The sequence below is a fragment of the Streptomyces sp. NPDC015345 genome, from assembly GCF_043078805.1.
Classification (GTDB): Bacteria; Actinomycetota; Actinomycetes; order Streptomycetales; family Streptomycetaceae; genus Streptomyces.
The window spans coordinates 400,651-421,301 of record NZ_JBIBTX010000007.1 but is presented as its reverse complement, the minus strand read 5'-3'; the positions used below and the strand labels follow the sequence as shown (position 1 = coordinate 421,301).

Below are 20,651 nucleotides of genomic sequence, written 5' to 3'. Positions count from 1 at the left end.
CGTCAGGCAGCGCCACCGCCGAACTCGCGCTCAAGAGACGCGATCTGATTGGAGCCGAGACCGCGCACGCGGCGGCTCTCGGAGATGCCAAGACGCTCCATGATCTGCTTGGCGCGGACCTTGCCCACGCCCGGCAGGGACTCCAGGAGGGCGGAGACCTTCATCTTGCCGATGACATCGTTCTCCTGGCCCTGCTTGATGACCTCGTGAAGCGAGGCACCGGAGTGCTTGAGTCGATTCTTGACCTCGGCCCGCTCCCGGCGAGCCGCGGCGGCCTTTTCGAGCGCGGCTGCGCGCTGTTCAGGGGTAAGGGGCGGAAGAGCCACGCCTACGTCACCTCGGATGTCGAACTGTCGGATACGGACCGGTGAGGAACCTAGTCGCCCCACACCAGGGGAGCAACGTGCAACGCACTTGCCCGTTGGCTCCCTCGGAGACTAGCGGCCATGGCCGCTGGAGTCAGCGAGAACTGACGAAAAGTCCTGGTCAGCCTCTGTCGAGCCGTACATATCGGGCATATCGACACCGATTTGAGCCAGCGAGTTGTCAGGGAAGTGTCAGTGAGCCATCACCTGGTCGTCGGCGAACCGCCGGCGAACCGGCGGCGGGAGCCACGCGCACGCCCCGCCGCCCCGTTCACGCCGCCTCGACCGCGGCCCGGATCTCGTCCGCGAAGCGCTCCGCCGCCCCCCGCAGACCCGCGGCATCCGGCCCGTACCGCAGCACGCCCCGGCTGACGCTCGGGACGACATTGCGCACGGCCGGACCGAAGACGGCCGGCAGGTCCGCCGGGGTCGCGCCCTGGGCACCGATCCCGGGGGCGAGCAGCGGGCCGTTGATGCCGAGGTCGTACGAGGAGAGGTCGCCCAGCGTCGCGCCGACGACGGCCCCGAAGGAGCCGAGGGGCGCCTGTCCGGCGTTCTCGTCGGCGAGGTGTCCGAGGACGGTGGCCGCGACCGTTCGGCCGTCCTCGCGGAGCGCGTGCTGGACCTCGGCGCCCTCGGGGTTGGAGGTCAGGGCGAGCACGAAGAGCCCTGCGCCGTTCTCGCGGGCCAGCTCGACGGCCGGCTTCAGGGAGCCGTATCCGAGGTAGGGCGAGACCGTGAGGGCGTCGCTGAACAGCGGCGAGTCCTGGTGCAGGAAGGTCTCGGCGTACGCGGCCATGGTCGAGCCGATGTCGCCGCGCTTGGCGTCCATGACGACCAGGGCGCCGGCCGCCCGCAGCTCGACGACCGCCTTCTCCAGGACGGCGATGCCGCGCGAGCCGAAGCGCTCGAAGAACGCGCTCTGCGGCTTGAAGACCGCCACGGTCCCGGCGAGCGTCTCGACGACGGTGCGCGTGAACCGCTCCAGGCCCGCGATGTCGTCGTCCAGGCCCCAGGCGGACAGCAGCGAGGCGTGCGGGTCGATGCCGACGCAGAGCGGGCCGCGCTCGTCCATGGCGTGGCGCAGCCGGGTGCCGAAGGGCTCCAGGGCGCTCACGGGGGTCTGCGGGGCGGTCATGCGGACTTCCTCACGTCGGCGCCGACCGCGTCGGCGAGGGTGGCGTACGGGCTCGTGCGCAGGCGCGCGGCGAGGCCCTTGTGGATGGCGCGGGCCCAGAAGGGTCCCTCGTAGATGAAGGCGCTGTAGCCCTGGACGAGGGTGGCGCCGGCGAGGATGCGCTGCCAGGCGTCCTCGGCGTTCTCGATGCCGCCGACGCCCACGAGCGTGATGCGGTCGCCCACGCGCGCGTAGAGGCGGCGCAGGACCTCCAGGGAGCGCGCCTTGAGCGGGGCGCCGGAGAGCCCGCCGGTCTCTCCGTAGAGAGTGGGTTCGGATTTCAGACCGAGGCCCTCGCGCGCGATGGTCGTGTTGGTGGCGATGATGCCGTCCAGGCCGAGCTCGACGGCGAGGTCAGCGACGGCGTCGATGTCCTCGTCGGCCAGGTCGGGGGCGATCTTCACGAGGAGCGGTACGCGCCGGCCCTCGACGCTGCGGTCGGCGGCCTCGCGCACGGCGGTCAGCAGCGGCCGCAGCGATTCGGTGGCCTGGAGGTTCCGCAGCCCCGGGGTGTTGGGGGACGAGACGTTGACGACGAGGTAGTCGGCGTGGCGGGCCAGGCGCTCGGTCGACTTCACGTAGTCGCCGACGGCCTCCTCCTCCGGCACGACCTTGGTCTTGCCGATGTTCACGCCCACGACGGTCTTGAACACCGCCGTGCGGGCCGCCAGGCGCCCCGCCACGGCCGCCGAGCCTTCGTTGTTGAATCCCATGCGGTTGATCAGCGCGCGGTCCTGCACGAGGCGGAAGAGCCGCTTCTTGGGGTTGCCGGGCTGCGGCTCCCCGGTGACGGTGCCGATCTCGATGTGGTCGAAGCCGAGCATCGACATGCCGTCGATCGCGACGGCGTTCTTGTCGAAGCCCGCGGCGAGACCGAAGGGGCCGTGCATCCGCAGCCCGAAGGCCTCGGTGCGCAGTTCCTCGTGGCGGGGCGCGAGGGCGGCCGCGAGGTAGGTGCGCAGCACGGGAATGCGGGCCGCGAGGCGGATCCAGCGGAAGGCGAGGTGGTGGGCCTGCTCCGGGTCCATGCGCTTGAAGACGAGGTTGAAGAAGAGCTTGTACATGTTCGATGTCCTCAGAAAGAGCCCCATGACCTCACGGGGAGAGCCTCGTGAGCAGAGCCTCATGAAGAGGGGGACACCGTTTCCGGTGTCCCCCTCAGGGCTGCTAGTCGCGGGCCGCGGTCAGGCGTTCCGCGTGTTCCTGGAGCGAACGGACGCTCACCTCGCCGCGGTTGAGCGCGTCGATGCCCTGCACGGCGGCGGCGAGCGCCTGGACCGTCGTCAGGCACGGCACGGAGCGCGCCACGGCGGCCGTACGGATCTCGTAGCCGTCGAGGCGGCCGCCGGTGCCGTACGGGGTGTTGACGATGAGGTCGACGCCGCCGTCGTGGATGAGCTGGACGATGGTCTTCTCACCGTTCGGGCCCTCGCCCTCGGACTGCTTGCGCACCACCGTGGCGGGCAGGCCGTTGCGCTTGAGCACCTCGGCCGTGCCGGACGTGGCGAACAGCTCGAAGCCGTGCGCGACCAGTTCACGCGCCGGGAAGATCATCGAGCGCTTGTCGCGGTTGGCGACGGAGATGAAGGCGCGGCCCTTGGTCGGCAGCGGGCCATACGCACCGGCCTGCGACTTGGCGTAGGCGGTGCCGAACACCGAGTCGATGCCCATGACCTCACCCGTGGAGCGCATCTCCGGGCCGAGGACGGTGTCGACGCCGCGTCCGTGGATGTCGCGGAAGCGCGACCACGGCATGACGGCCTCCTTGACGGAGATCGGCGCGTCCATCGGCAGCGTGCCGCCGTCGCCGTGCTGGGGCAGCATGCCCTCCGCGCGCAGCTCGGCGACGGTCGCGCCGAGCGAGATCCGGGCGGCGGCCTTGGCCAGCGGCACCGCGGTCGCCTTCGAGGTGAAGGGGACGGTGCGGGAGGCGCGCGGGTTGGCTTCGAGGACGTACAGGATGTCGCCCGCCATCGCGAACTGGATGTTGATCAGTCCGCGGACGCCGACGCCCTTGGCGATGCCCTCCGTGGAGGCGCGCAGGCGCTTGATGTCGAAGCCGCCGAGCGTGATCGGGGGCAGGGCGCACGCCGAGTCGCCGGAGTGGATGCCGGCCTCCTCGATGTGCTCCATGACGCCGCCGAGGTAGAGCTCGGTGCCGTCGTAGAGGGCGTCCACGTCGATCTCGATCGCGTCGTCCAGGAAGCGGTCGACGAGGACCGGCCGCGAGGGGCTGATCTCGGTCGACTCCTCGATGTACGCGGCGAGGCGGACCTCGTCGTACACGATCTCCATGCCGCGGCCGCCGAGCACGTACGACGGGCGGACGAGGACGGGGTAGCCGATCTCGTCCGCGATGGCCTTGGCCTCGTCGAACGTGGTGGCGGTGCCGTGCTTGGGCGCGGGGAGCCCGGCCTCCGCGAGCACCCGGCCGAAGGCGCCGCGGTCCTCGGCGGCGTGGATGGCCTCGGGTGAGGTGCCGACGATCGGAACGCCGTTGTCCTTGAGGGCCTGCGCGAGGCCGAGCGGGGTCTGGCCGCCGAGCTGGACGATGACGCCCGCGATCGGCCCGGCCTGCGCCTCGGCGTGGACGATCTCCAGGACGTCCTCCAGGGTGAGCGGCTCGAAGTAGAGCCGGTCGGAGGTGTCGTAGTCCGTGGAGACGGTCTCGGGGTTGCAGTTGACCATCACGGTCTCGTAGCCCGCGTCGCTCAGCGCGAAGGAGGCGTGGACGCAGGAGTAGTCGAACTCGATGCCCTGGCCGATGCGGTTCGGGCCCGAGCCCAGGATGATCACCGCGGGCTTCTCGCGCGTGGCGACCTCGCTCTCCTCGTCGTACGAGGAGTAGAAGTACGGCGTCTTCGCGGCGAACTCGGCGGCGCAGGTGTCGACCGTCTTGTAGACCGGGCGTACGCCGAGCGTCTGGCGCACCTCGCGGACGACGTCCTCGCCCAGGCCGCGGATATCGGCGATCTGGGCGTCGGAGAAGCCGTGCCGCTTGGCCTCGGCGAGCAGGTCGGCGTCCATGCGCTCGGCGGCGGCCAGCTCATCCGCGATCTCCTTGATCAGGAAGAGCTGGTCGACGAACCACGGGTCGATCTTCGTGGCGTCGAAGACCTCCTCGGGGGTCGCGCCCGCGCGGATGGCCTGCATGACGGAGTTGATGCGGCCGTCGGTGGGGCGCACGGCCTCTTCGAGAAGCTGCTTCTTGTCGCCGGGCTCGCCCACGAAGGTGAACTGCGAGCCCTTCTTCTCCAGCGACCGCAGCGCCTTCTGGAGGGCCTCGGGGAAGTTGCGGCCGATGGCCATGGCCTCGCCGACCGACTTCATGGTGGTCGTCAGGGTCGAGTCCGCCGACGGGAACTTCTCGAAGGCGAAGCGCGGGGCCTTGACGACGACGTAGTCGAGGGTCGGCTCGAAGGAGGCCGGCGTCTTCTCGGTGATGTCGTTCGGGATCTCGTCCAGCGTGTAGCCGACGGCCAGCTTGGCGGCGATCTTCGCGATCGGGAAGCCGGTGGCCTTGGAGGCGAGCGCGGAGGACCGCGAGACGCGCGGGTTCATCTCGATGACGATGACGCGGCCGTCCTTGGGGTCGACCGCGAACTGGATGTTGCAGCCGCCGGTGTCGACGCCGACCTCACGGATGATCGCGATGCCGACGTCCCGCAGGACCTGGTACTCGCGGTCGGTCAGCGTCATCGCGGGCGCGACGGTGATCGAGTCACCGGTGTGCACGCCCATCGGGTCGAAGTTCTCGATGGAGCAGACGACCACGACGTTGTCGTTCTTGTCGCGCATCAGCTCCAGCTCGTACTCCTTCCAGCCGAGGATGGACTCCTCCAGGAGCACCTCGGTGGTCGGCGAGAGGGTCAGGCCCTGCCCGGCGATGCGGCGCAGCTCCTCCTCGTCGTGGGCGAAGCCGGAGCCGGCGCCGCCCATGGTGAAGGAGGGGCGGACGACGACGGGGTAGCCGCCAAGCTCCTCGACGCCCTTGAGGACGTCGTCCATGGAGTGGCAGATGTACGAGCGGGCGGACTCGCCGTGCCCGATCTTCTTGCGGACCTCTTCGACGACGCCCTTGAAGAGGTCGCGGTCCTCGCCCTTGTTGATCGCCTCGACGTTGGCCCCGATGAGTTCGACGCCGTACTTCTCCAGGACGCCCTGCTCATGCATGGAGATCGCCGTGTTGAGGGCCGTCTGGCCGCCCAGCGTCGGCAGCAGCGCGTCGGGGCGCTCCTTGGCGATGATCTTCTCGACGAACTCCGGGGTGATCGGCTCGACGTACGTGGCGTCGGCGATCTCCGGGTCGGTCATGATCGTCGCCGGGTTGGAGTTCACGAGGATGACGCGCAGTCCCTCGGCCTTGAGGACCCGGCACGCCTGGGTGCCGGAGTAGTCGAACTCGGCGGCCTGGCCGATGACGATCGGGCCGGAGCCGATGACCAGGACGGACTGGATATCGGTGCGCTTAGGCACGCTGGCCCTCCATCAGGACGGTGTTCATCAAAGACGTGAAGCGGTCGAAGAGGTACGCGGCGTCGTGCGGGCCGGCGGCCGCCTCGGGGTGGTACTGGACGGAGAAGCCCGGCTGGTCGAGCAGCTGGAGCCCCTCCACGACGTTGTCGTTGAGGCAGACGTGGGAGACCTCGACGCGGCCGAAGGGGGTCTCGCTCACCTTGTCGAGCGGCGCGTCCACGGCGAAGCCGTGGTTGTGCGCGGTGACCTCGACCTTGCCGGTGGTGCGGTCCTGCACCGGCTGGTTGATGCCGCGGTGGCCGTACTTCAGCTTGTACGTGCCGAAGCCGAGGGCGCGGCCGAGGATCTGGTTGCCGAAGCAGATGCCGAACAACGGCGTCTTGCGCTTCAGGACGGCGGCCATCAGCGCGACCGGTCCTTCGGCGGTGGCCGGGTCGCCCGGGCCGTTGGAGAAGAAGACTCCGTCGGGGGCGACGGCGTAGACCTCCTCCTCGGTGGCGGTCGCGGGCAGCACGTGCACCTCGATGCCGCGCTCCGCCATCCGGTGCGGGGTCATGCCCTTGATGCCGAGGTCGATGGCGGCGACGGTGAACTTCTTCTCGCCGACGGCCGGGACGACGTAGGCCTCCTTGGTGGCGACCTCCTCGTACAGGCTGGCGCCCTTCATGTGGGGCTGCGCCTGGACGCGGGCGACCAGTTCCTCCTCGGCGGCGGGGCCCACGCCGGAGGTGCTGTCCAGCGCGGTGCCGGAGAAGATGCCGGAGCGCATGGAGCCGCTCTCGCGCAGGTGGCGGGTGAGGGCGCGGGTGTCGATCCCGGAGATGCCGACGACGCCCTGCTTCGCCAGCTCGTCGTCGAGCGAGCGCCGGGCACGCCAGTTGGAGGGGATGCGGGCGGGGTCGCGGACCACGTAACCGGAGACCCAGATGCGGCCCGACTCGTCGTCCTCGTCGTTCCAGCCGGTGTTGCCGATCTGGGGGGCGGTGGCGACCACGATCTGGCGGTCGTACGAGGGGTCGGTGAGCGTCTCCTGGTAGCCGGTCATGCCGGTGGAGAACACCGCTTCGCCGAAGGTCTCCCCCACGGCCCCGTAGGCGCGGCCGCGGAAGATGCGGCCGTCCTCCAGGACGAGTACGGCGGGAGCCTTGCCGGCTCCCCGGGTGGAGGTCGTCATCGTGCGGTGCCTTCCGTAGTAGCGGTATTGATCATGGTGTTGATGGTCTCGACCCACTCGGCCTGTTCGGCCGCGTGGTCCGAGCGGAAGCCGGAGTCGATGAGCTTCTCGCCGTGCTCCCACGTGACGATCAGCAGACCGCCCTCCGCGAGAACCTTCCCGGCGATGCCCTTGTCCAGACGGGCTTCGCGCAGCCGGTCGGCAGGGATGAAGAAATCGGCCGCTCCGGGGCGTACGACGTCGAGTCCCGCGTCGGTGAGCGTCAGCTCGACGCGGCTGCGGGTGCCCAGGCCGTGCGCCACGATGCGGTCGAGCCACTGCCCCGCCGTGGTGGAGCCGTGGTAGCGGCCGCTCAGCTCAAGTCTGGCCGGACCCGGGTCGCTCGGCGCGCTGGGGAGTTCCGGCAGATCGCTCTGGAGGGTGCCGCGCCACTTCCAGCCCTCGCGCATCAGCCAGTAGACGAGCGCGATGAAGAGCAGCAGTCCGACGACCCAGCCGAGCCGCGCGGCCCAGTCGGTCACGTCCGCCGATTCCTTCTCGGCGGCCAGTTCCACAAGAGTTGTCACGCGAGATTCCCGTCGACGAGCGTGGCCCGGCCCCGGAGCCAGGTGTGCGTGACGCGGCCCGGCAGCTCACGGCCCTCATAGGGAGTGTTGCGGCTGCGCGAGGCGAAGCCCGCGGGGTCCACTTCCCCACGGTAATCGGCGTCGACCAGGACGAGGTTCGCGGGCTCACCTGCCGAGACGGGGCGGCCGTGGCCGGTGGCTCGGCCGATCCTCGCCGGCTTGAAGGACATGCGGTCGGCGACCGCCTCCCAGGTCAGCAGGCCGGTCTCGACCATCGTCTGCTGGACGACGGAGAGGGCGGTCTCAAGGCCCACCATGCCCATGGCGGCCGCGGCCCACTCGCAGTCCTTGTCCTCGTGCGGGTGCGGGGCGTGGTCGGTGGCGACGATGTCGATGGTGCCGTCGGCGAGGGCCTCGCGCAGCGCCATGACGTCGCGCTTGGTGCGCAGCGGCGGGTTGACCTTGTAGACCGGGTTGTACGAGCGGACCAGCTCGTCGGTCAGCAGCAGGTGGTGCGGGGTGACCTCGGCCGTCACGTCGATGCCGCGGGACTTGGCCCAGCGCACGATCTCCACGGAACCGGCGGTCGAGAGGTGGCAGATGTGGACGCGGGATCCGACGTGCTCGGCGAGCAGGACGTCCCGAGCGATGATCGACTCCTCGGCCACCGCGGGCCAGCCGCCGAGGCCCAGCTCGGCGGAGACGACGCCCTCGTTCATCTGGGCGCCCTCGGTGAGGCGGGGCTCCTGGGCGTGCTGGGCGACGACTCCGCCGAAGGCCTTCACGTACTCCAGGGCGCGCCGCATGATCACGGCGTCGTCGACGCACTTGCCGTCGTCGGAGAAGACGGTCACCCCGGCGGCGGACTCGTGCATGGCGCCCAGCTCGGCGAGCTTCTTGCCCTCGAGGCCGACGGTGACGGCGCCGATGGGCTGCACGTCGCAGTAGCCGGACTCCTTGCCGAGCCGGTAGACCTGCTCGACGACGCCGGCGGTGTCGGCGACGGGGAAGGTGTTGGCCATGGCGAAGACGGCGGTGTAGCCACCGGAGGCGGCGGCGCGCGTACCGGTCAGGACGGTCTCGGAGTCCTCGCGGCCCGGCTCGCGCAGGTGGGTGTGGAGGTCGACGAGGCCCGGCAGGAGGATCTTGCCCTCGGCCTCGACGACGGTCGCGCCCTCGGCGGCGAGCCCGGTGCCGACGTCGGCGATGGTCTCCCCGTCGATGAGGACGTCCTGCGCCTCGCCGCCCAGCACCTTCGCACCACGGATCAGGATCTTGCTCATGCTTACTTGGTCTCCGAATCATTGGACCGGGTGTGGGTGACGGCAGGCTCGTTGCCGCCGAGAAGCAGGTAGAGGACGGCCATGCGGATGGAGACGCCGTTGGCGACCTGTTCGACCACCGTGCAGCGGTCGGAGTCGGCGACCTCGGCGGTGATCTCCATGCCGCGGACCATCGGGCCGGGGTGCATCACGATGGCGTGCTCGGGCATCTTCGCCATGCGCTCGCCGTCCAGGCCGTAGCGCCGCGAGTACTCGCGCTCGGTGGGGAAGAACGCGGCGTTCATGCGCTCGCGCTGCACCCGCAGCATCATCACTGCGTCGGACTTCGCGAGGACGCGGTCCAGGTCGTACGAGACCTCGCAGGGCCACTGCTCGACGCCGACCGGCACCAGGGTGGGCGGGGCGACCAGGGTGACCTCGGCGCCGAGGGTGTGCAGCAGGTCGACGTTGGAGCGGGCGACGCGGCTGTGCAGGACGTCGCCGACGAGGGTGATGTGCTTGCCCGCGAGGTCCTGGCCGAGGCCCTCGTCGGGCCCGACGAGGCGGCGCCGCATGGTGAAGGCGTCGAGCAGGGCCTGGGTGGGGTGCTGGTGGGTGCCGTCGCCGGCGTTGATGACGACGGCGTCGATCCACCCGGAGGTGGCCAGGCGGTAGGGCGCGCCGGAGGCGCCGTGCCGGATGACGACGGCGTCGACGCCCATCGCCTCCAGGGTCTGCGCGGTGTCCTTGAGGGATTCGCCCTTGGAGACGGACGACCCCTTGGCGGCGAAGTTGATGACGTCGGCGGAGAGGCGCTTCTCGGCGGCCTCGAAGGAGATCCGGGTCCGGGTCGAGTCCTCGAAGAAGAGGTTGACCACGGTGCGGCCACGCAGGGCGGGCAGTTTCTTGATCGGCCGGTCGGCCACCCGCGCCATCTCCTCGGCCGTGTCGAGGATCAGGACGGCGTCGTCGCGGGAGAGGTCGGCGGCCGAGATGAGGTGTCGCATCATCGGGGGGTACTCCGGTGTGTGGAGGTCTGCGGGCACGCGGGCGCGCAGGGTCGTGCCCTGGGCCCGTGCGGTGGGAAGCCGGCCTTAAGCGGAAGCGGGCTTGGCGCCGAGCAGCACGGCGTCGCGGCCGTCCTCCTCGGTGAGCTGCACCTTGACCGTCTCCCGCAGCGACGTGGGGAGGTTCTTGCCGACGTAGTCGGCGCGGATGGGCAGTTCGCGGTGGCCCCGGTCGACGAGCACGGCGAGCTGCACCGCGCGCGGACGCCCGATGTCGTTCAGCGCGTCGAGGGCGGCCCGGATGGTGCGGCCGGAGAAGAGCACGTCGTCGACGAGGACGACCAGGCGGCCGTCGATGCCGTCACCGGGGATCTCGGTGCGGGCCAGCGCACGCGGCGGGTGCATGCGCAGGTCGTCGCGGTACATGGTGATGTCGAGGGAGCCGACCGGGACCTTGCCGCCGGTGATCTCTTCGAGCTTCGTGGCGAGCCGGCGGGCGAGGAAGACGCCGCGGGTGGGAATGCCGAGGAGCACCACGTCGTCGGCGCCCTTGGCGCGCTCGACGATCTCGTGGGCGATGCGGGTCAACACCCGTGCGATGTCCGGGCCTTCGAGTACGGGGCGCGCGACAGCGGGGTCTTTGGGGTCCTGCGTGTCCATATGAAACGGACCTCCTTCTCCGCCTCACGGGACGGACATTAAAGGACGTCGAAATTGCGCCAGTCACACTACCAGTACTGATGACCGAACACGTCATCGGCCTCCACCGAAGGGGCGGTACGGACCATTCGGCTTGACGCAGGCAAGTAACGCTGCGTAACCTCACAGTGAGTTACCAGCCACGCGGCGGAGCCGCATGATTGTCGCAGCGTCCGGGGAGCTATATGTCCAGCGAATACGCCAAGCAGCTCGGGGCCAAGCTCCGCGCGATCCGTACCCAGCAGGGCCTTTCCCTCCACGGCGTCGAGGAGAAGTCCCAGGGACGCTGGAAAGCGGTCGTCGTGGGGTCGTACGAGCGCGGCGACCGTGCCGTGACCGTGCAGCGCCTCGCCGAGCTGGCGGACTTCTACGGCGTCCCCGTGCAGGAGCTCCTGCCCGGCACGGCTCCCGGTGGCGCCGCCGAGCCGCCGCCGAAGCTCGTCCTCGACCTGGAGCGCCTGGCCCACGTGCCGGCGGAGAAGGCGGGCCCGCTCCAGCGATATGCCGCCACGATCCAGTCGCAGCGCGGTGACTACAACGGCAAGGTGCTCTCGATCCGCCAGGACGACCTGCGCACCCTCGCCGTCATCTACGACCAGTCCCCCTCGGTCCTGACCGAGCAGCTCATCAGCTGGGGTGTGCTGGACGCGGACGCGCGTCGCGCGGTGGCCCACGAAGAGGTCTGACCCCCGCCCCGACACTTCAGCAGAAACGTGCCGCCGGGGTGGCCGCAGCCGAAAGGCCGCGGCCACCCCGGCGGTTTTCGCTATTCCGGAGCAATTCCCCGGGCCGCCCCGATGAAAACCAGGCACGAGAAAACCGCCGGGGCCCGCAGCAATCCGCTGCGGGCCCCGGCGGTGAGGTACGGAAGAGGCTTTACGCCTCGTCCCGGCGCAGGGACGGCTTCAGGTCCTTGAAGCGTCCGAGCAGGCCGTTGACGAAGGACGGCGACTCGTCCGTGGAGAACTCCTTGGCGAGCTGGACCGCCTCGTCGAGGACCACCGCGTCGGGAGTGCCGTCGACCCAGACCAGTTCGTAGGCGCCGAGCCGGATGATGTTCCGGTCGACGACCGGCATGCGGTCCAAAGTCCATCCGACGGCGTACTGCGAGATGAGCTCGTCGATGCGGCGCTCATGCTGCGCGTACCCCTCGACGAGTTCCATCGTGTACTCGCTCACCGGCGGCTGCCGGGTGTCGGACCGCGAGTGGCGCACCCAGTCGGCGAGGACCGTCAGGACGTCCGTTCCGCGCTGGTCCGCCTCGAAGAGGATCTGGAAGGCGCGCTTGCGGGCCGTGTTACGAGCAGCCACGGTTAGCTGTTCACCCGGCCGAGGTAGTCGCTGGTGCGGGTGTCGACCTTGATCTTCTCACCGGTGGTGATGAAGAGCGGCACCTGGATCTGGTGGCCGGTCTCCAGGGTGGCGGGCTTGGTGCCACCGGTGGAGCGGTCGCCCTGGACGCCCGGCTCGGTCTCCTGGATGACGAGCTCGACGGCGGCGGGCAGCTCGACGTAGAGCACCTCGCCCTCGTGCTGCGCGACGGAGGCGGTGAAGCCCTCGATCAGGAAGTTGGCGGCGTCGCCGACGGCCTTGCGGTCGACGTGCAGCTGGTCGTACGTCTCCATGTCCATGAAGACGAAGTAGTCGCCGTCCATGTAGGAGAACTGCATGTCGCGCTTGTCGATCGTGGCCGTTTCGACCTTGACGCCGGCGTTGAACGTCTTGTCGACGACCTTGCCGGAGAGCACGTTCTTGAGCTTGGTGCGCACGAAGGCCGGGCCCTTGCCGGGCTTGACGTGCTGGAACTCGACGACGGACCAGAGCTGGCCGCCTTCGAGCTTGAGCACCAGGCCGTTCTTGAGGTCGTTCGTGGAAGCCACGGTTGCGGAATCTCCTGCACTGACTGACTGGTGGACGACCCCGGGGGCGCACGCGCGTCACAGCGCGAGCAGTTCCTTGGTCGTGATGGTGAGTAGCTCGGGTCCGCCGTCCGCCTCGGGGCGCACGACGAGCGTGTCATCGATCCGGACACCACCCCGGCCCGGGAGGTGAACCCCCGGTTCGACGGTGACCGGCACGCAAGCGTCCAGTTTACCCATGGCCGAGGGCGCCAGCTGCGGGTCCTCGTCGATTTCGAGCCCCACACCGTGTCCAGTCAGCGGAGCAAGCCCGTCCGCATAGCCCGCGGAGTCCAGTGGATGACGTGCCGCCCGGTCCACGTCACGGCAGGCCGCACCGGGTACGAGGGCCTCCCTGCCCGCCCGCTGAGCGGCGAAGACGAGGTCGTACAGCTCGATCTGCCAGTCCGCGGGAGACGTCCCGATGACGAACGTACGCCCGATCTCGCAGCAGTATCCGCGGTAGCTCGCCCCCAGGCAGACGGAGAGGAAGTCGCCCTCCTCCACCCGGCGGTCGGACGGCCGGTGGCCGCCCTTGCCGGAATTCGGCCCGGTGCCGACGGAGGTCGGGAAGGCGGGCCCGTCCGCGCCGTGGTCCACCAGGCGCCGCTCCAGCTCCAGCGCCAGGTGCCGCTCCGTGCGCCCGACGAGGATGGACTCGAGCAGCTCCCCCAGCGCCTGATCGGCGATCTCCGCGGCGATCCGCAGGCAGGAGATCTCCTCCTCGTCCTTGACGAACCGCAGCTGCTCCACCGCCCCGTCGAGGTCGACGAGCCGCAAGCCCGGCGCGACCGAGCCGAGCGCCCGGTGCCGGGCCACCGTCAGGTGGTGCTCCTCGACGGCCAGCGACTCGACTCCCTGTGCGGCGGCGAGCCCGGCCCCGGCGACGGCCGGGTCGGCGCCCGGCGCGGGCAGCAGCCGCGTCCGCAGCGCTTCGTCGGGCCGCCCCTCGCCCGGCAGATCACCGGGTGGGCGCCCGCACAACAGGACGTCCTCGTCCGTGCCGACCAGGAGCACGGCGCCGCGGGGCGCCGCTCCGGCGAGATAGCGGACGTTGGCGGGCCGGGAGATCAGCGCCGCCGCACCACCACCCGCGGCACACCGCTCCCTCACCCGCTCCCTGCGGACCGCGTACACCTCTGACATGGGGCGAGCCTATGAGCGCCACGGCGACCCGGCCCGGTCAGCGCGTCCGACCGGGCGGTGGGCCCTTCCCTACGACTGTGGTGGGCCCTGCGCTACCACTGCGGCGGGCTCGCGATGGCGCGGGCCAGGACGTCGTCCAGAACGCGGGCCGTGGCGGGGACGTCCATCTGGGAGTTGTCGATGATGGGCAGGCCCGAGCCGTACCAGCCGGCCATGCGGCCGTGGATGCGGGCCACTTCCTCGTCGGTGAGGCGGCGGTTGCCGCTGCGCTCGGCGTTGCGCTCCAGGACTACTTCCAGGCCCGGCAGGAGCACGACGGGCAGCAGCCCCGGCCCCACGTGGCGCTTCCAGCCGCCGAGGCCCACGACCGGGCGGTCGGGGAAGACGGCGTCGTCGAGGATGCACGATATGCCGTTCGCCAGAAAGTTCCGCGCGGCGAAGCCGCAGGTGCGGCGGGCCAGGCGGTACTGCGCCTCCGAGTGGTCGTTCCAGCCCGACTGGGGGTCGGCGAAACCGGAGCGGACCCATTCGCGTACGTCGTCGAGGCTGATGTGGGCCGTCGGCACGCGCCGGTGCTCGGCCCAGAACTTGGCCACGCTCGTCTTGCCCGCGCCCGCGGGGCCGATGAGCAGCACGGCGAGCGTCGTGGCGCCGGAGTCGGCCTGCGCCGTGCCCTGCGGGGGACTCGGCATCGCGACGGGGCCGCCGGGCGGCAGCTGGATGTGCCCCGTGGTGTCCGGGGTCGGCGGCACGGGTCCCGGCCCCAGCTGAAGGGTGGCGGGCGCCTGGCCCTGCGGGCGGGGCGGCGGCGCCGGGGCGGGGGGAACGTGGCCCGGGGCGTGCGGGGCCTGTCCCTGGGTGTGCGGGGCGGCGGGAGTGCCCGCGAAGCCCGGCGCGGGGGGCTGCGGGGCCCCGGGCGGGTGATGTGCGGCCGGGGACCAGCCGGTGGCCGGTCCGTGCCCCGGCTGATGGGGCGGCGGCAGCGGAGACCCCACTGCGTGCTGCATCCGGTGCCACTCCGTCTCGTGCGACTGACGCTGGTCGGGCGGCGGCCGGGCCGCCCGTTACCGAACGGTACCGTCCCCGGCCGCCGTTGTGTGAACGGCCGGGGAGGCACTGAAGTGCCCGTGGCCGGAACACCGGCCTCGCGAGGGGAGTTACTGACCCACTTCGCCGTACGCGGCGAGCAGCACCGCCGGGTCGGGGCCCTCCAGGACGGTCGGCTTGCCTAGGCCGTCCAGGACGATGAAGCGCAGCAGGTCACCGCGGGACTTCTTGTCGACCTTCATGGTCTCCAGGAGCTTGGGCCACTGGTCGTAGCGGTAGGTCAGCGGCAACCCGACGGACTCGAGGACCGTGCGGTGCCGGTCGGCCGTCGCGTCGTCCAGGCGCCCGGCCAGACGGCCGAGTTCGGCGGCGAAGAGCATGCCGACGGAGACGGCGGCGCCGTGCCGCCACTTGTAGCGCTCGTTCTTCTCGATGGCGTGCGCGAGGGTGTGCCCGTAGTTGAGGATCTCGCGCAGGCCCGACTCCTTGAGGTCGCCGGAGACGACCTCGGCCTTGACCTTGATGGAGCGTTCGATCAGCTCGGCGGTGTGCGGCCCCGCGGGCGTGCGGGCGGCCTGCGGGTCCGCCTCGATGAGCTCCAGGATGACCGGGTCGGCGATGAACCCGGCTTTGATGATCTCCGCGAGCCCGGAGACGTAGTCGTTCACCGGCAGCGAGTCGAGCGCCGCGAGGTCGCACAGGACCCCGGCCGGCGGGTGGAAGGAGCCCACGAGGTTCTTGCCCTCGGCGGTGTTGATGCCGGTCTTGCCGCCGACCGCCGCGTCCACCATGCCGAGCACCGTGGTCGGGACGGCGATCCAGCGCACGCCGCGCAGCCAGGTCGCGGCGACGAACCCGGCGAGGTCGGTGGTGGCCCCGCCGCCGACGCCGACGATGATGTCGCTGCGCGTGAAGCCGGACTGGCCGAGCGCCTTCCAGCAGTACGCGGCGACCTCCGCCGTCTTGGCCTCCTCGGCGTTCGGCACCTGGATGGCGACGACCTCGTACCCCTGGCCCGCGAGGTCCTCGCGGAGGGCGTCACCGGTCTCGGCGAGCGCCTCGGGGTGGATGATCGCGACGCGCTTGACCTGGTCGCCGATGAGGCCGGGCAGCTCGCCGAGGAGCTGCCGACCGACCAGGACCTCGTACGGATCCGTACCGGCGGTGCCGCCGACGTGGATACGGGTGGGGCTCTGCTCCGTCGTCATGCTTCCTTCAACTCCAAGGCGTCGAGGACCGCTTGGGCGACCTCTTCGGGGGTGCGGTCGTCGGTGGCGACGACCGCGCGGGCGACTTCGGCGTACAGATGGCGGCGGGCGTCCATCAGCTCGCGCCACTGCTTGCGCGGGTTGACGGCGAGCAGCGGGCGCGCCTGGTTGAGGCCGGTGCGCTTGACGGCCTCCTCGACGTCCATCGAGAGGTAGACGACCGGGTGCGCGCCGAGCAGCGCGCGCGTCGACTCGTCGAGGATCGCGCCCCCGCCGAGCGCGAGGACCCCGGTGTGCTCCTGGACGGCGGCGCGTACCGCCTCCCGCTCCAGCTCGCGGAAGTACGGTTCGCCCTCGTCGACGAAGATGTCCGAGATCTCGCGGCCCTGGGCGGCGACGATGTCGGCGTCGGTGTCCCGGAAGGCGGTGCCGAGCCGGTCGGCGAGCAGCTCGCCGACCGTCGTCTTGCCCACGCCCATGGGGCCGACGAGAACGATCTGCGGGCCGCTCACCGGATCTGGAGGTTGTCGAGGTAGGAGCGGACGTTGCGCCGCGTCTCGGGCACGCTGTCGCCGCCGAACTTCTCGGCGACGGCGTCGGCGAGGACGAGCGCGACCATGGCCTCGGCGACGATACCGGCGGCCGGGACGGCGCACACGTCGGAGCGCTGGTGGTGCGCCTTGGCGGCCTCACCGGTGGCCACGTCGATGGTGGCGAGCGCGCGCGGCACGGTCGCGATGGGCTTCATCGCGGCGCGTACACGCAGCAGTTCACCGGTGGTCAGGCCGCCCTCGGTGCCGCCGGAGCGGCCGGAGGTGCGCTTGATGCCCTCCTCGGTGGTGACGATCTCGTCGTGCGCCTTGGAGCCCGGCACGCGCGCGAGGTCGAAGCCGTCGCCGACCTCGACGCCCTTGATGGCCTGGATGCCCATGAGCGCGGCGGCGAGGCGGGCGTCGAGCCGCCGGTCCCAGTGCACGTGCGAGCCGAGCCCGACGGGCACCCCGTAGGCGAGGACCTCGACCACGCCGCCCAGTGTGTCGCCGTCCTTGTGGGCCTGGTCGATCTCGGCGACCATCGCCTTCGACGCGTCGGCGTCCAGGCAGCGCACGGGGTCGGCGTCGAGCTTCTCGACGTCGGCGGGGGTCGGGTAGACGCCGTAGGGGGCCTTGGCGGCCGCCAGCTCCGTCACATGGCTGACGATCTCGATCCCGGCCGTCTCCTTGAGGTACGAGCGGGCGACCGCGCCGAGCGCGACGCGGGCCGCGGTCTCGCGGGCGGAGGCGCGCTCCAGGATCGGCCGGGCCTCGTCGAAGCCGTACTTCTGCATGCCCGCGAGGTCGGCGTGGCCGGGGCGGGGGCGGGTCAGCGGGGCGTTGCGGGCCAGCTCGGCGAGTTCGGCGGGGTCGACCGGGTCGGCCGACATGACCTGCTCCCACTTGGGCCACTCGGTGTTGCCCACCATGATCGCCACCGGCGAGCCCATGGTCAGGCCGTGCCGTACGCCACCGAGGAAGGTGACCTCGTCGCGCTCGAACTTCATGCGCGCGCCGCGTCCATAGCCGAGCCGCCGCCGGGCCAGGTGGTCCGCCACCATCTCCGTGGTGATCGGCACGCCGGCGGGAAGTCCCTCCAGCGTGGCGACAAGTGCGGGTCCGTGGGACTCCCCAGCGGTCAGCCAGCGCAACCTGCTCAACGGTGCTCCTCATGCTCGCGCCTGGAACTGCGGTCTTCGACGGCGCGGCCGGGTGCGCGGCCCTGGCCCGCCGCCCCCGATCCTCCCACGTCCCCGGGGCGTCCCCGGCCTCCGGTCCACCAGGCGGACGCCGCGCCCATCCTCCGGACACGGCGTCGAACGCGTCCCGGGGGGGTCCCGGGGCTATCGCTCGGCGAGCGCGTGCTCCCCCGCCTTGCGCATCGCGTCCAGCGGCGCGGGGCCACGGCCGGTCATCTGCTCGACCTGGAGCACCGCCTGGTGCACGAGCAGGTCGAGTCCGCTGACGACCGCCCCGCCGTACGCCGACCAGCGGGCCGCCAGCTCGGTGGGCCACGGGTCGTACAGCACGTCGAAGAGGGTCGCCGGACGCTCGGGCACCAGGCCGGACAGCGCGTCCGTGGCGCCCGCCGGGGTCGTGGCGATCACCAGCGGCGCGCTCAGCGCCTCGCGGGCGTCCTCCCAGTCCTCGGTCCTGACCTCCACGTCGAGTCGCTCGCCCCACTGCCGCATCTCGGCCGCGCGGGCGTCGCTGCGTACGTACGCGACGACCTCGCCGGTGCAGATCCGCGCGAGGGCGGCGAGCGCGGAGGACGCGGTGGCGCCGGCACCGAGGATCGCGGCGGAGTCGACCTGCTCGATGCCGCGTTCGCGCAGCGCGGCGACCATGCCGGGGATATCGGTGTTGTCACCGACCTTCCGGCCGTCCTCGCCGAACACGACGGTGTTCACGGCCTCCACGGAGGCGGCGGTCCCGCTGACCTCGTCGAGCAACGGAATGATCGCCCGCTTCAACGGCATCGTCAGGGAAAGCCCCGCCCATTCCGGGCCGAGTTCCCCGATGAATCCGGGCAGCGCCGCCTCGTCGATCTCGAAACGGTCATACGTCCAGTCGGTCAGCCCGAGTTCCTCATAAGCGGCGCGGTGCAGCACCGGAGAGAGGGAGTGGGCGATCGGGGAGCCGAGGACGGCGGCTCGACGCTGTGGCGCGCTCATTGCCCCTTCAGGTATTTCTCGCGGTTGCGGTTCTGCTCTTCGTTGGTCTCGGCGAAGAGGGTCTTGTCCTCGCTGATCGAGACGAAGTAGTACCAGTTCCCCTCGGCCGGGTGCAGCGCCGAATTCAGCGCGACCTCGCCGGGGTTGCTGATCGGCCCGGGCGGCAGGCCCTTGACCTTGTAGGTGTTGTACGGGTCCTTGATCTTGCGCAGCTCGTCGACCGAACCGATGGCGAGCTTGGACTCGCCCCTGAGGTAGTTCACCGTGGAGTCGAAGTCCAACAGGCCGTACGTCTCGGTGTTGTCGGGCTTCAGGCGGTTGTAGACGACCGTCGCGACCTTGTCGAAGTCGTGCTTGTGCTTGCCCTCCGCCTGGACGAGGCTCGCCACCGTGAGGACTTCCAGCGGGTTCTTCAGATCCAGCTCGGCGGCCTTCGACGCGAGGCCGAGTTCCTCGTACTTCTCATTGGCCTGGGCGACCATCTTGCGCAGGACGTCCTCGGGCTTCTGCCCCGGGGCGACCGGATAGCTGGCGGGGAAGAGGAATCCTTCCAGCGGGTCCTTGATGTCCTCGTTGGTATTGGCCCACTTCGGAAGACCGAGGGTCTTCCATTCCTTCTTGGCGACCTTTTCCGTCGTACCAGCGGACACTTTGAGACGGGCGTCGATCATTTTGTAGACCCATGCGTTCCGCTTGCCCTCGGGAATGATGAGGTTGGCGCGGCTCTTGGGGTCCAGCATCAATTCGACGGCGCTCGCCGCCGACATGTGCTTCTTGAGGACATAGACGCCCGCCTGAATGGACTGGCCCTGCGGATGCTTGCCCTGGGCGGAGACGAAGGCGTCGACGCTCTTCACGACACCGGCGTCCTTCAGTTTCTGACCGATGGCGTAACCGAGGGAGTGCTTGGGGACGTCGACGGTGACCGTGCCCGAGCCCTCGCCCGCGTAGTCCGGCGCCGTGCCGAAACGGTCCTGGTAGAACTGGTAGCCGAAGTAGCCGACCCCGCCGAGGCCGCCCGCGAAGACGAGCGTCACGACCAGGCAGGCACAGCCGCTGCGCCGCTTCTGCGATTTCTTGCCGCCCCGGCCCCCGCGCCGGTCCCCCCGGCCACCTCGGCGGCCGGGCTCATCGTCGTCGTCCTCGTCGCCGCCCGCGAAGAAGGCGTGCTCGCCTCGGTCCGGCCCCGGGTCCCAGTCCGTCTCGGCGTCGGGCGCCGCCTCGGGCTCCGGGTCGGGCCGGCGGCGGGTGGGCGGCTCCGGCGGCGCGTAGGCGTCGGGCGTTGCGTAGTAGTCGGGGCCCTCTTGGCCGTAACCGGCCTGCTGGCCGGCGTAGGGGTCCATCGGATCGGTGTAGGGGGCCTGGCCCTGCTGCCCGGTGTCCCAGCCGCCGTTGGGCGCGTCCTGCCCGCCGTTGTGATGCGGGTCCGCTCCCCCGCCGTAGCCACCGTCATAACCCTGGTGACCCTGGCCCTGGTCGGATCCGCCGCCGTTGTACTGGTCCGACCCGCCGTTGTACTGATCCGACCCGCCGTTGTGCCCCTGGCCGGGCCCGCCGTTGTAGCCGTGATGGTCGGAGCCACCGTTGTAGCCCTGGTCGGAGCCGTTGTAGGCCTGAGCGGGGCCGCCCTCGTACTGCTGCTGTCCGCCGTACCCCGACTGGTCGTGCGCGGCCTGCTGCTGCCCGGTGCTCCAGTCACCGCCGTACTGCGACTGGGACTGATGCGGCTGCTGATGCTGGTGCGGCTGGTGGTACTGCCCCTGGCCGCCGTAGGGGGACTGGCCGCCCGCGGGCTGCTGTCCTCCCCATCCGCTGTCCCCGTACAACGGGTCCTCCGGATGCCACGGTTCGGAGCCTGGGCCCCGGCCATACTCAGTCATCGATCCCCTACATGCCGCGAGGCGGGGCCGCCGTTGGGA

At 70.7% G+C, this 20,651-nt stretch carries 19 protein-coding genes; 1 reads left to right on the top strand and 18 read right to left on the bottom strand.

All coding sequences use genetic code 11. From position 1 onward, the window contains the following. Nucleotides 1-2 precede the first annotated feature (2 nt). The 9 genes from ACF062_RS28915 to pyrR form a co-directional block, all read right to left on the bottom strand. The gene (locus ACF062_RS28915) at nt 3-326 is read right to left on the bottom strand and encodes an integration host factor (RefSeq protein ID WP_005319887.1); all 324 of its coding nucleotides are present in this window, start codon (nt 324-326) and stop codon (nt 3-5) included. Nucleotides 327-636: 310 nt separating this feature from the next. Continuing rightward, nucleotides 637-1,482, bottom strand: a complete 846-nt coding sequence (gene pyrF, locus ACF062_RS28910) for an orotidine-5'-phosphate decarboxylase (RefSeq protein ID WP_392142693.1) — start codon at nt 1,480-1,482, stop codon at nt 637-639. A gap of 17 nt (nt 1,483-1,499) precedes the next feature. Next, nucleotides 1,500-2,606, bottom strand: coding sequence for a quinone-dependent dihydroorotate dehydrogenase (locus tag ACF062_RS28905; protein WP_392142590.1), 1,107 nt, complete (start codon nt 2,604-2,606; stop codon nt 1,500-1,502). Between the two features lie 103 nt (nt 2,607-2,709). Next, nucleotides 2,710-6,018: a carbamoyl-phosphate synthase large subunit gene (gene carB / locus ACF062_RS28900; protein WP_392142589.1), complete on the bottom strand. Its 3,309-nt coding sequence runs from the start codon at nt 6,016-6,018 to the stop codon at nt 2,710-2,712. Then, nucleotides 6,011-7,192 carry a glutamine-hydrolyzing carbamoyl-phosphate synthase small subunit gene (carA, locus tag ACF062_RS28895; protein WP_392142588.1) on the bottom strand — a complete coding sequence of 394 codons (1,182 nt, stop codon included), beginning with the start codon at nt 7,190-7,192 and terminating at the stop codon, nt 6,011-6,013. The genes carB and carA overlap by 8 nt, the downstream gene beginning before the upstream one ends. Beyond that, nucleotides 7,189-7,758 carry a hypothetical protein gene (locus ACF062_RS28890; RefSeq protein WP_392142587.1) on the bottom strand — a complete coding sequence of 190 codons (570 nt, stop codon included), beginning with the start codon at nt 7,756-7,758 and terminating at the stop codon, nt 7,189-7,191. The genes carA and ACF062_RS28890 overlap by 4 nt, the downstream gene beginning before the upstream one ends. After that, the gene (locus ACF062_RS28885; RefSeq protein ID WP_392142586.1) at nt 7,755-9,041 is read right to left on the bottom strand and encodes a dihydroorotase; all 1,287 of its coding nucleotides are present in this window, start codon (nt 9,039-9,041) and stop codon (nt 7,755-7,757) included. Before ACF062_RS28885 ends, ACF062_RS28890 begins: the two co-directional genes overlap by 4 nt. Before the next feature lie 2 nt (nt 9,042-9,043). Continuing rightward, a complete protein-coding gene (locus tag ACF062_RS28880; RefSeq protein WP_392142585.1) occupies nt 9,044-10,030 on the bottom strand; it encodes an aspartate carbamoyltransferase catalytic subunit in 987 nt (328 codons plus the stop codon). 84 nt (nt 10,031-10,114) lie between these two features. Next, nucleotides 10,115-10,687, bottom strand: a complete 573-nt coding sequence (gene pyrR / locus ACF062_RS28875) for a bifunctional pyr operon transcriptional regulator/uracil phosphoribosyltransferase PyrR (protein WP_392142584.1) — start codon at nt 10,685-10,687, stop codon at nt 10,115-10,117. 224 nt (nt 10,688-10,911) lie between these two features. On the opposite strand from pyrR, the gene bldD reads away from it, so the two are divergent. Next, on the top strand, nt 10,912-11,412 hold the full coding sequence (gene bldD / locus ACF062_RS28870; protein WP_055698930.1) for a transcriptional regulator BldD: 501 nt from the start codon (nt 10,912-10,914) through the stop codon (nt 11,410-11,412). 190 nt (nt 11,413-11,602) lie between these two features. Here bldD and nusB read toward each other — a convergent pair whose 3' ends face one another. The 9 genes from nusB to mltG all read right to left on the bottom strand — a co-directional run bounded on the left by nusB (nt 11,603) and on the right by mltG (nt 20,612). After that, a complete protein-coding gene (nusB, locus tag ACF062_RS28865; RefSeq protein ID WP_392142583.1) occupies nt 11,603-12,037 on the bottom strand; it encodes a transcription antitermination factor NusB in 435 nt (144 codons plus the stop codon). 2 nt (nt 12,038-12,039) lie between these two features. Beyond that, nucleotides 12,040-12,606 (bottom strand): elongation factor P, encoded by a 567-nt coding sequence (gene efp / locus ACF062_RS28860; RefSeq protein ID WP_392142582.1) that lies wholly within the window; start codon nt 12,604-12,606, stop codon nt 12,040-12,042. 57 nt (nt 12,607-12,663) lie between these two features. Next, a complete protein-coding gene (locus tag ACF062_RS28855) occupies nt 12,664-13,770 on the bottom strand; it encodes an aminopeptidase P family protein (RefSeq protein WP_392142581.1) in 1,107 nt (368 codons plus the stop codon). A 92-nt stretch (nt 13,771-13,862) separates the two neighbouring features. Beyond that, a complete protein-coding gene (locus ACF062_RS28850) occupies nt 13,863-14,777 on the bottom strand; it encodes a Pro-rich N-terminal domain-containing protein (protein WP_392142580.1) in 915 nt (304 codons plus the stop codon). Nucleotides 14,778-14,927: 150 nt separating this feature from the next. Then, nucleotides 14,928-16,025 (bottom strand): 3-dehydroquinate synthase, encoded by a 1,098-nt coding sequence (aroB, locus tag ACF062_RS28845; protein WP_356574907.1) that lies wholly within the window; start codon nt 16,023-16,025, stop codon nt 14,928-14,930. Beyond that, a complete protein-coding gene (locus ACF062_RS28840) occupies nt 16,022-16,537 on the bottom strand; it encodes a shikimate kinase (protein WP_392142579.1) in 516 nt (171 codons plus the stop codon). The genes aroB and ACF062_RS28840 overlap by 4 nt, the downstream gene beginning before the upstream one ends. Next, a complete protein-coding gene (gene aroC / locus ACF062_RS28835; protein ID WP_392142578.1) occupies nt 16,534-17,718 on the bottom strand; it encodes a chorismate synthase in 1,185 nt (394 codons plus the stop codon). The genes ACF062_RS28840 and aroC overlap by 4 nt, the downstream gene beginning before the upstream one ends. A gap of 183 nt (nt 17,719-17,901) precedes the next feature. Then, nucleotides 17,902-18,732 carry a shikimate dehydrogenase gene (locus ACF062_RS28830; RefSeq protein ID WP_392142577.1) on the bottom strand — a complete coding sequence of 277 codons (831 nt, stop codon included), beginning with the start codon at nt 18,730-18,732 and terminating at the stop codon, nt 17,902-17,904. Beyond that, nucleotides 18,729-20,612: an endolytic transglycosylase MltG gene (gene mltG, locus ACF062_RS28825; RefSeq protein ID WP_392142576.1), complete on the bottom strand. Its 1,884-nt coding sequence runs from the start codon at nt 20,610-20,612 to the stop codon at nt 18,729-18,731. Before mltG ends, ACF062_RS28830 begins: the two co-directional genes overlap by 4 nt. Nucleotides 20,613-20,651 lie beyond the last annotated feature (39 nt).

What these genes read in the sequence shown, in the direction of transcription:
- pyrR (WP_392142584.1), bottom strand. Translation starts at nt 10,687, where the DNA reads ATGGACACGCAGGACCCCAAAGACCCCGCTGTCGCGCGCCCCGTACTC.
- aroB (WP_356574907.1), bottom strand. Translation starts at nt 16,025, where the DNA reads ATGACGACGGAGCAGAGCCCCACCCGTATCCACGTCGGCGGCACCGCC.
- ACF062_RS28905 (WP_392142590.1), bottom strand. Translation starts at nt 2,606, where the DNA reads ATGTACAAGCTCTTCTTCAACCTCGTCTTCAAGCGCATGGACCCGGAG.
- ACF062_RS28880 (WP_392142585.1), bottom strand. Translation starts at nt 10,030, where the DNA reads ATGATGCGACACCTCATCTCGGCCGCCGACCTCTCCCGCGACGACGCC.
- mltG (WP_392142576.1), bottom strand. Translation starts at nt 20,612, where the DNA reads ATGACTGAGTATGGCCGGGGCCCAGGCTCCGAACCGTGGCATCCGGAG.
- ACF062_RS28830 (WP_392142577.1), bottom strand. Translation starts at nt 18,732, where the DNA reads ATGAGCGCGCCACAGCGTCGAGCCGCCGTCCTCGGCTCCCCGATCGCC.
- ACF062_RS28855 (WP_392142581.1), bottom strand. Translation starts at nt 13,770, where the DNA reads ATGTCAGAGGTGTACGCGGTCCGCAGGGAGCGGGTGAGGGAGCGGTGT.
- carA (WP_392142588.1), bottom strand. Translation starts at nt 7,192, where the DNA reads ATGACGACCTCCACCCGGGGAGCCGGCAAGGCTCCCGCCGTACTCGTC.
- bldD (WP_055698930.1), top strand. Translation starts at nt 10,912, where the DNA reads ATGTCCAGCGAATACGCCAAGCAGCTCGGGGCCAAGCTCCGCGCGATC.
- ACF062_RS28885 (WP_392142586.1), bottom strand. Translation starts at nt 9,041, where the DNA reads ATGAGCAAGATCCTGATCCGTGGTGCGAAGGTGCTGGGCGGCGAGGCG.
- ACF062_RS28850 (WP_392142580.1), bottom strand. Translation starts at nt 14,777, where the DNA reads ATGCAGCACGCAGTGGGGTCTCCGCTGCCGCCGCCCCATCAGCCGGGG.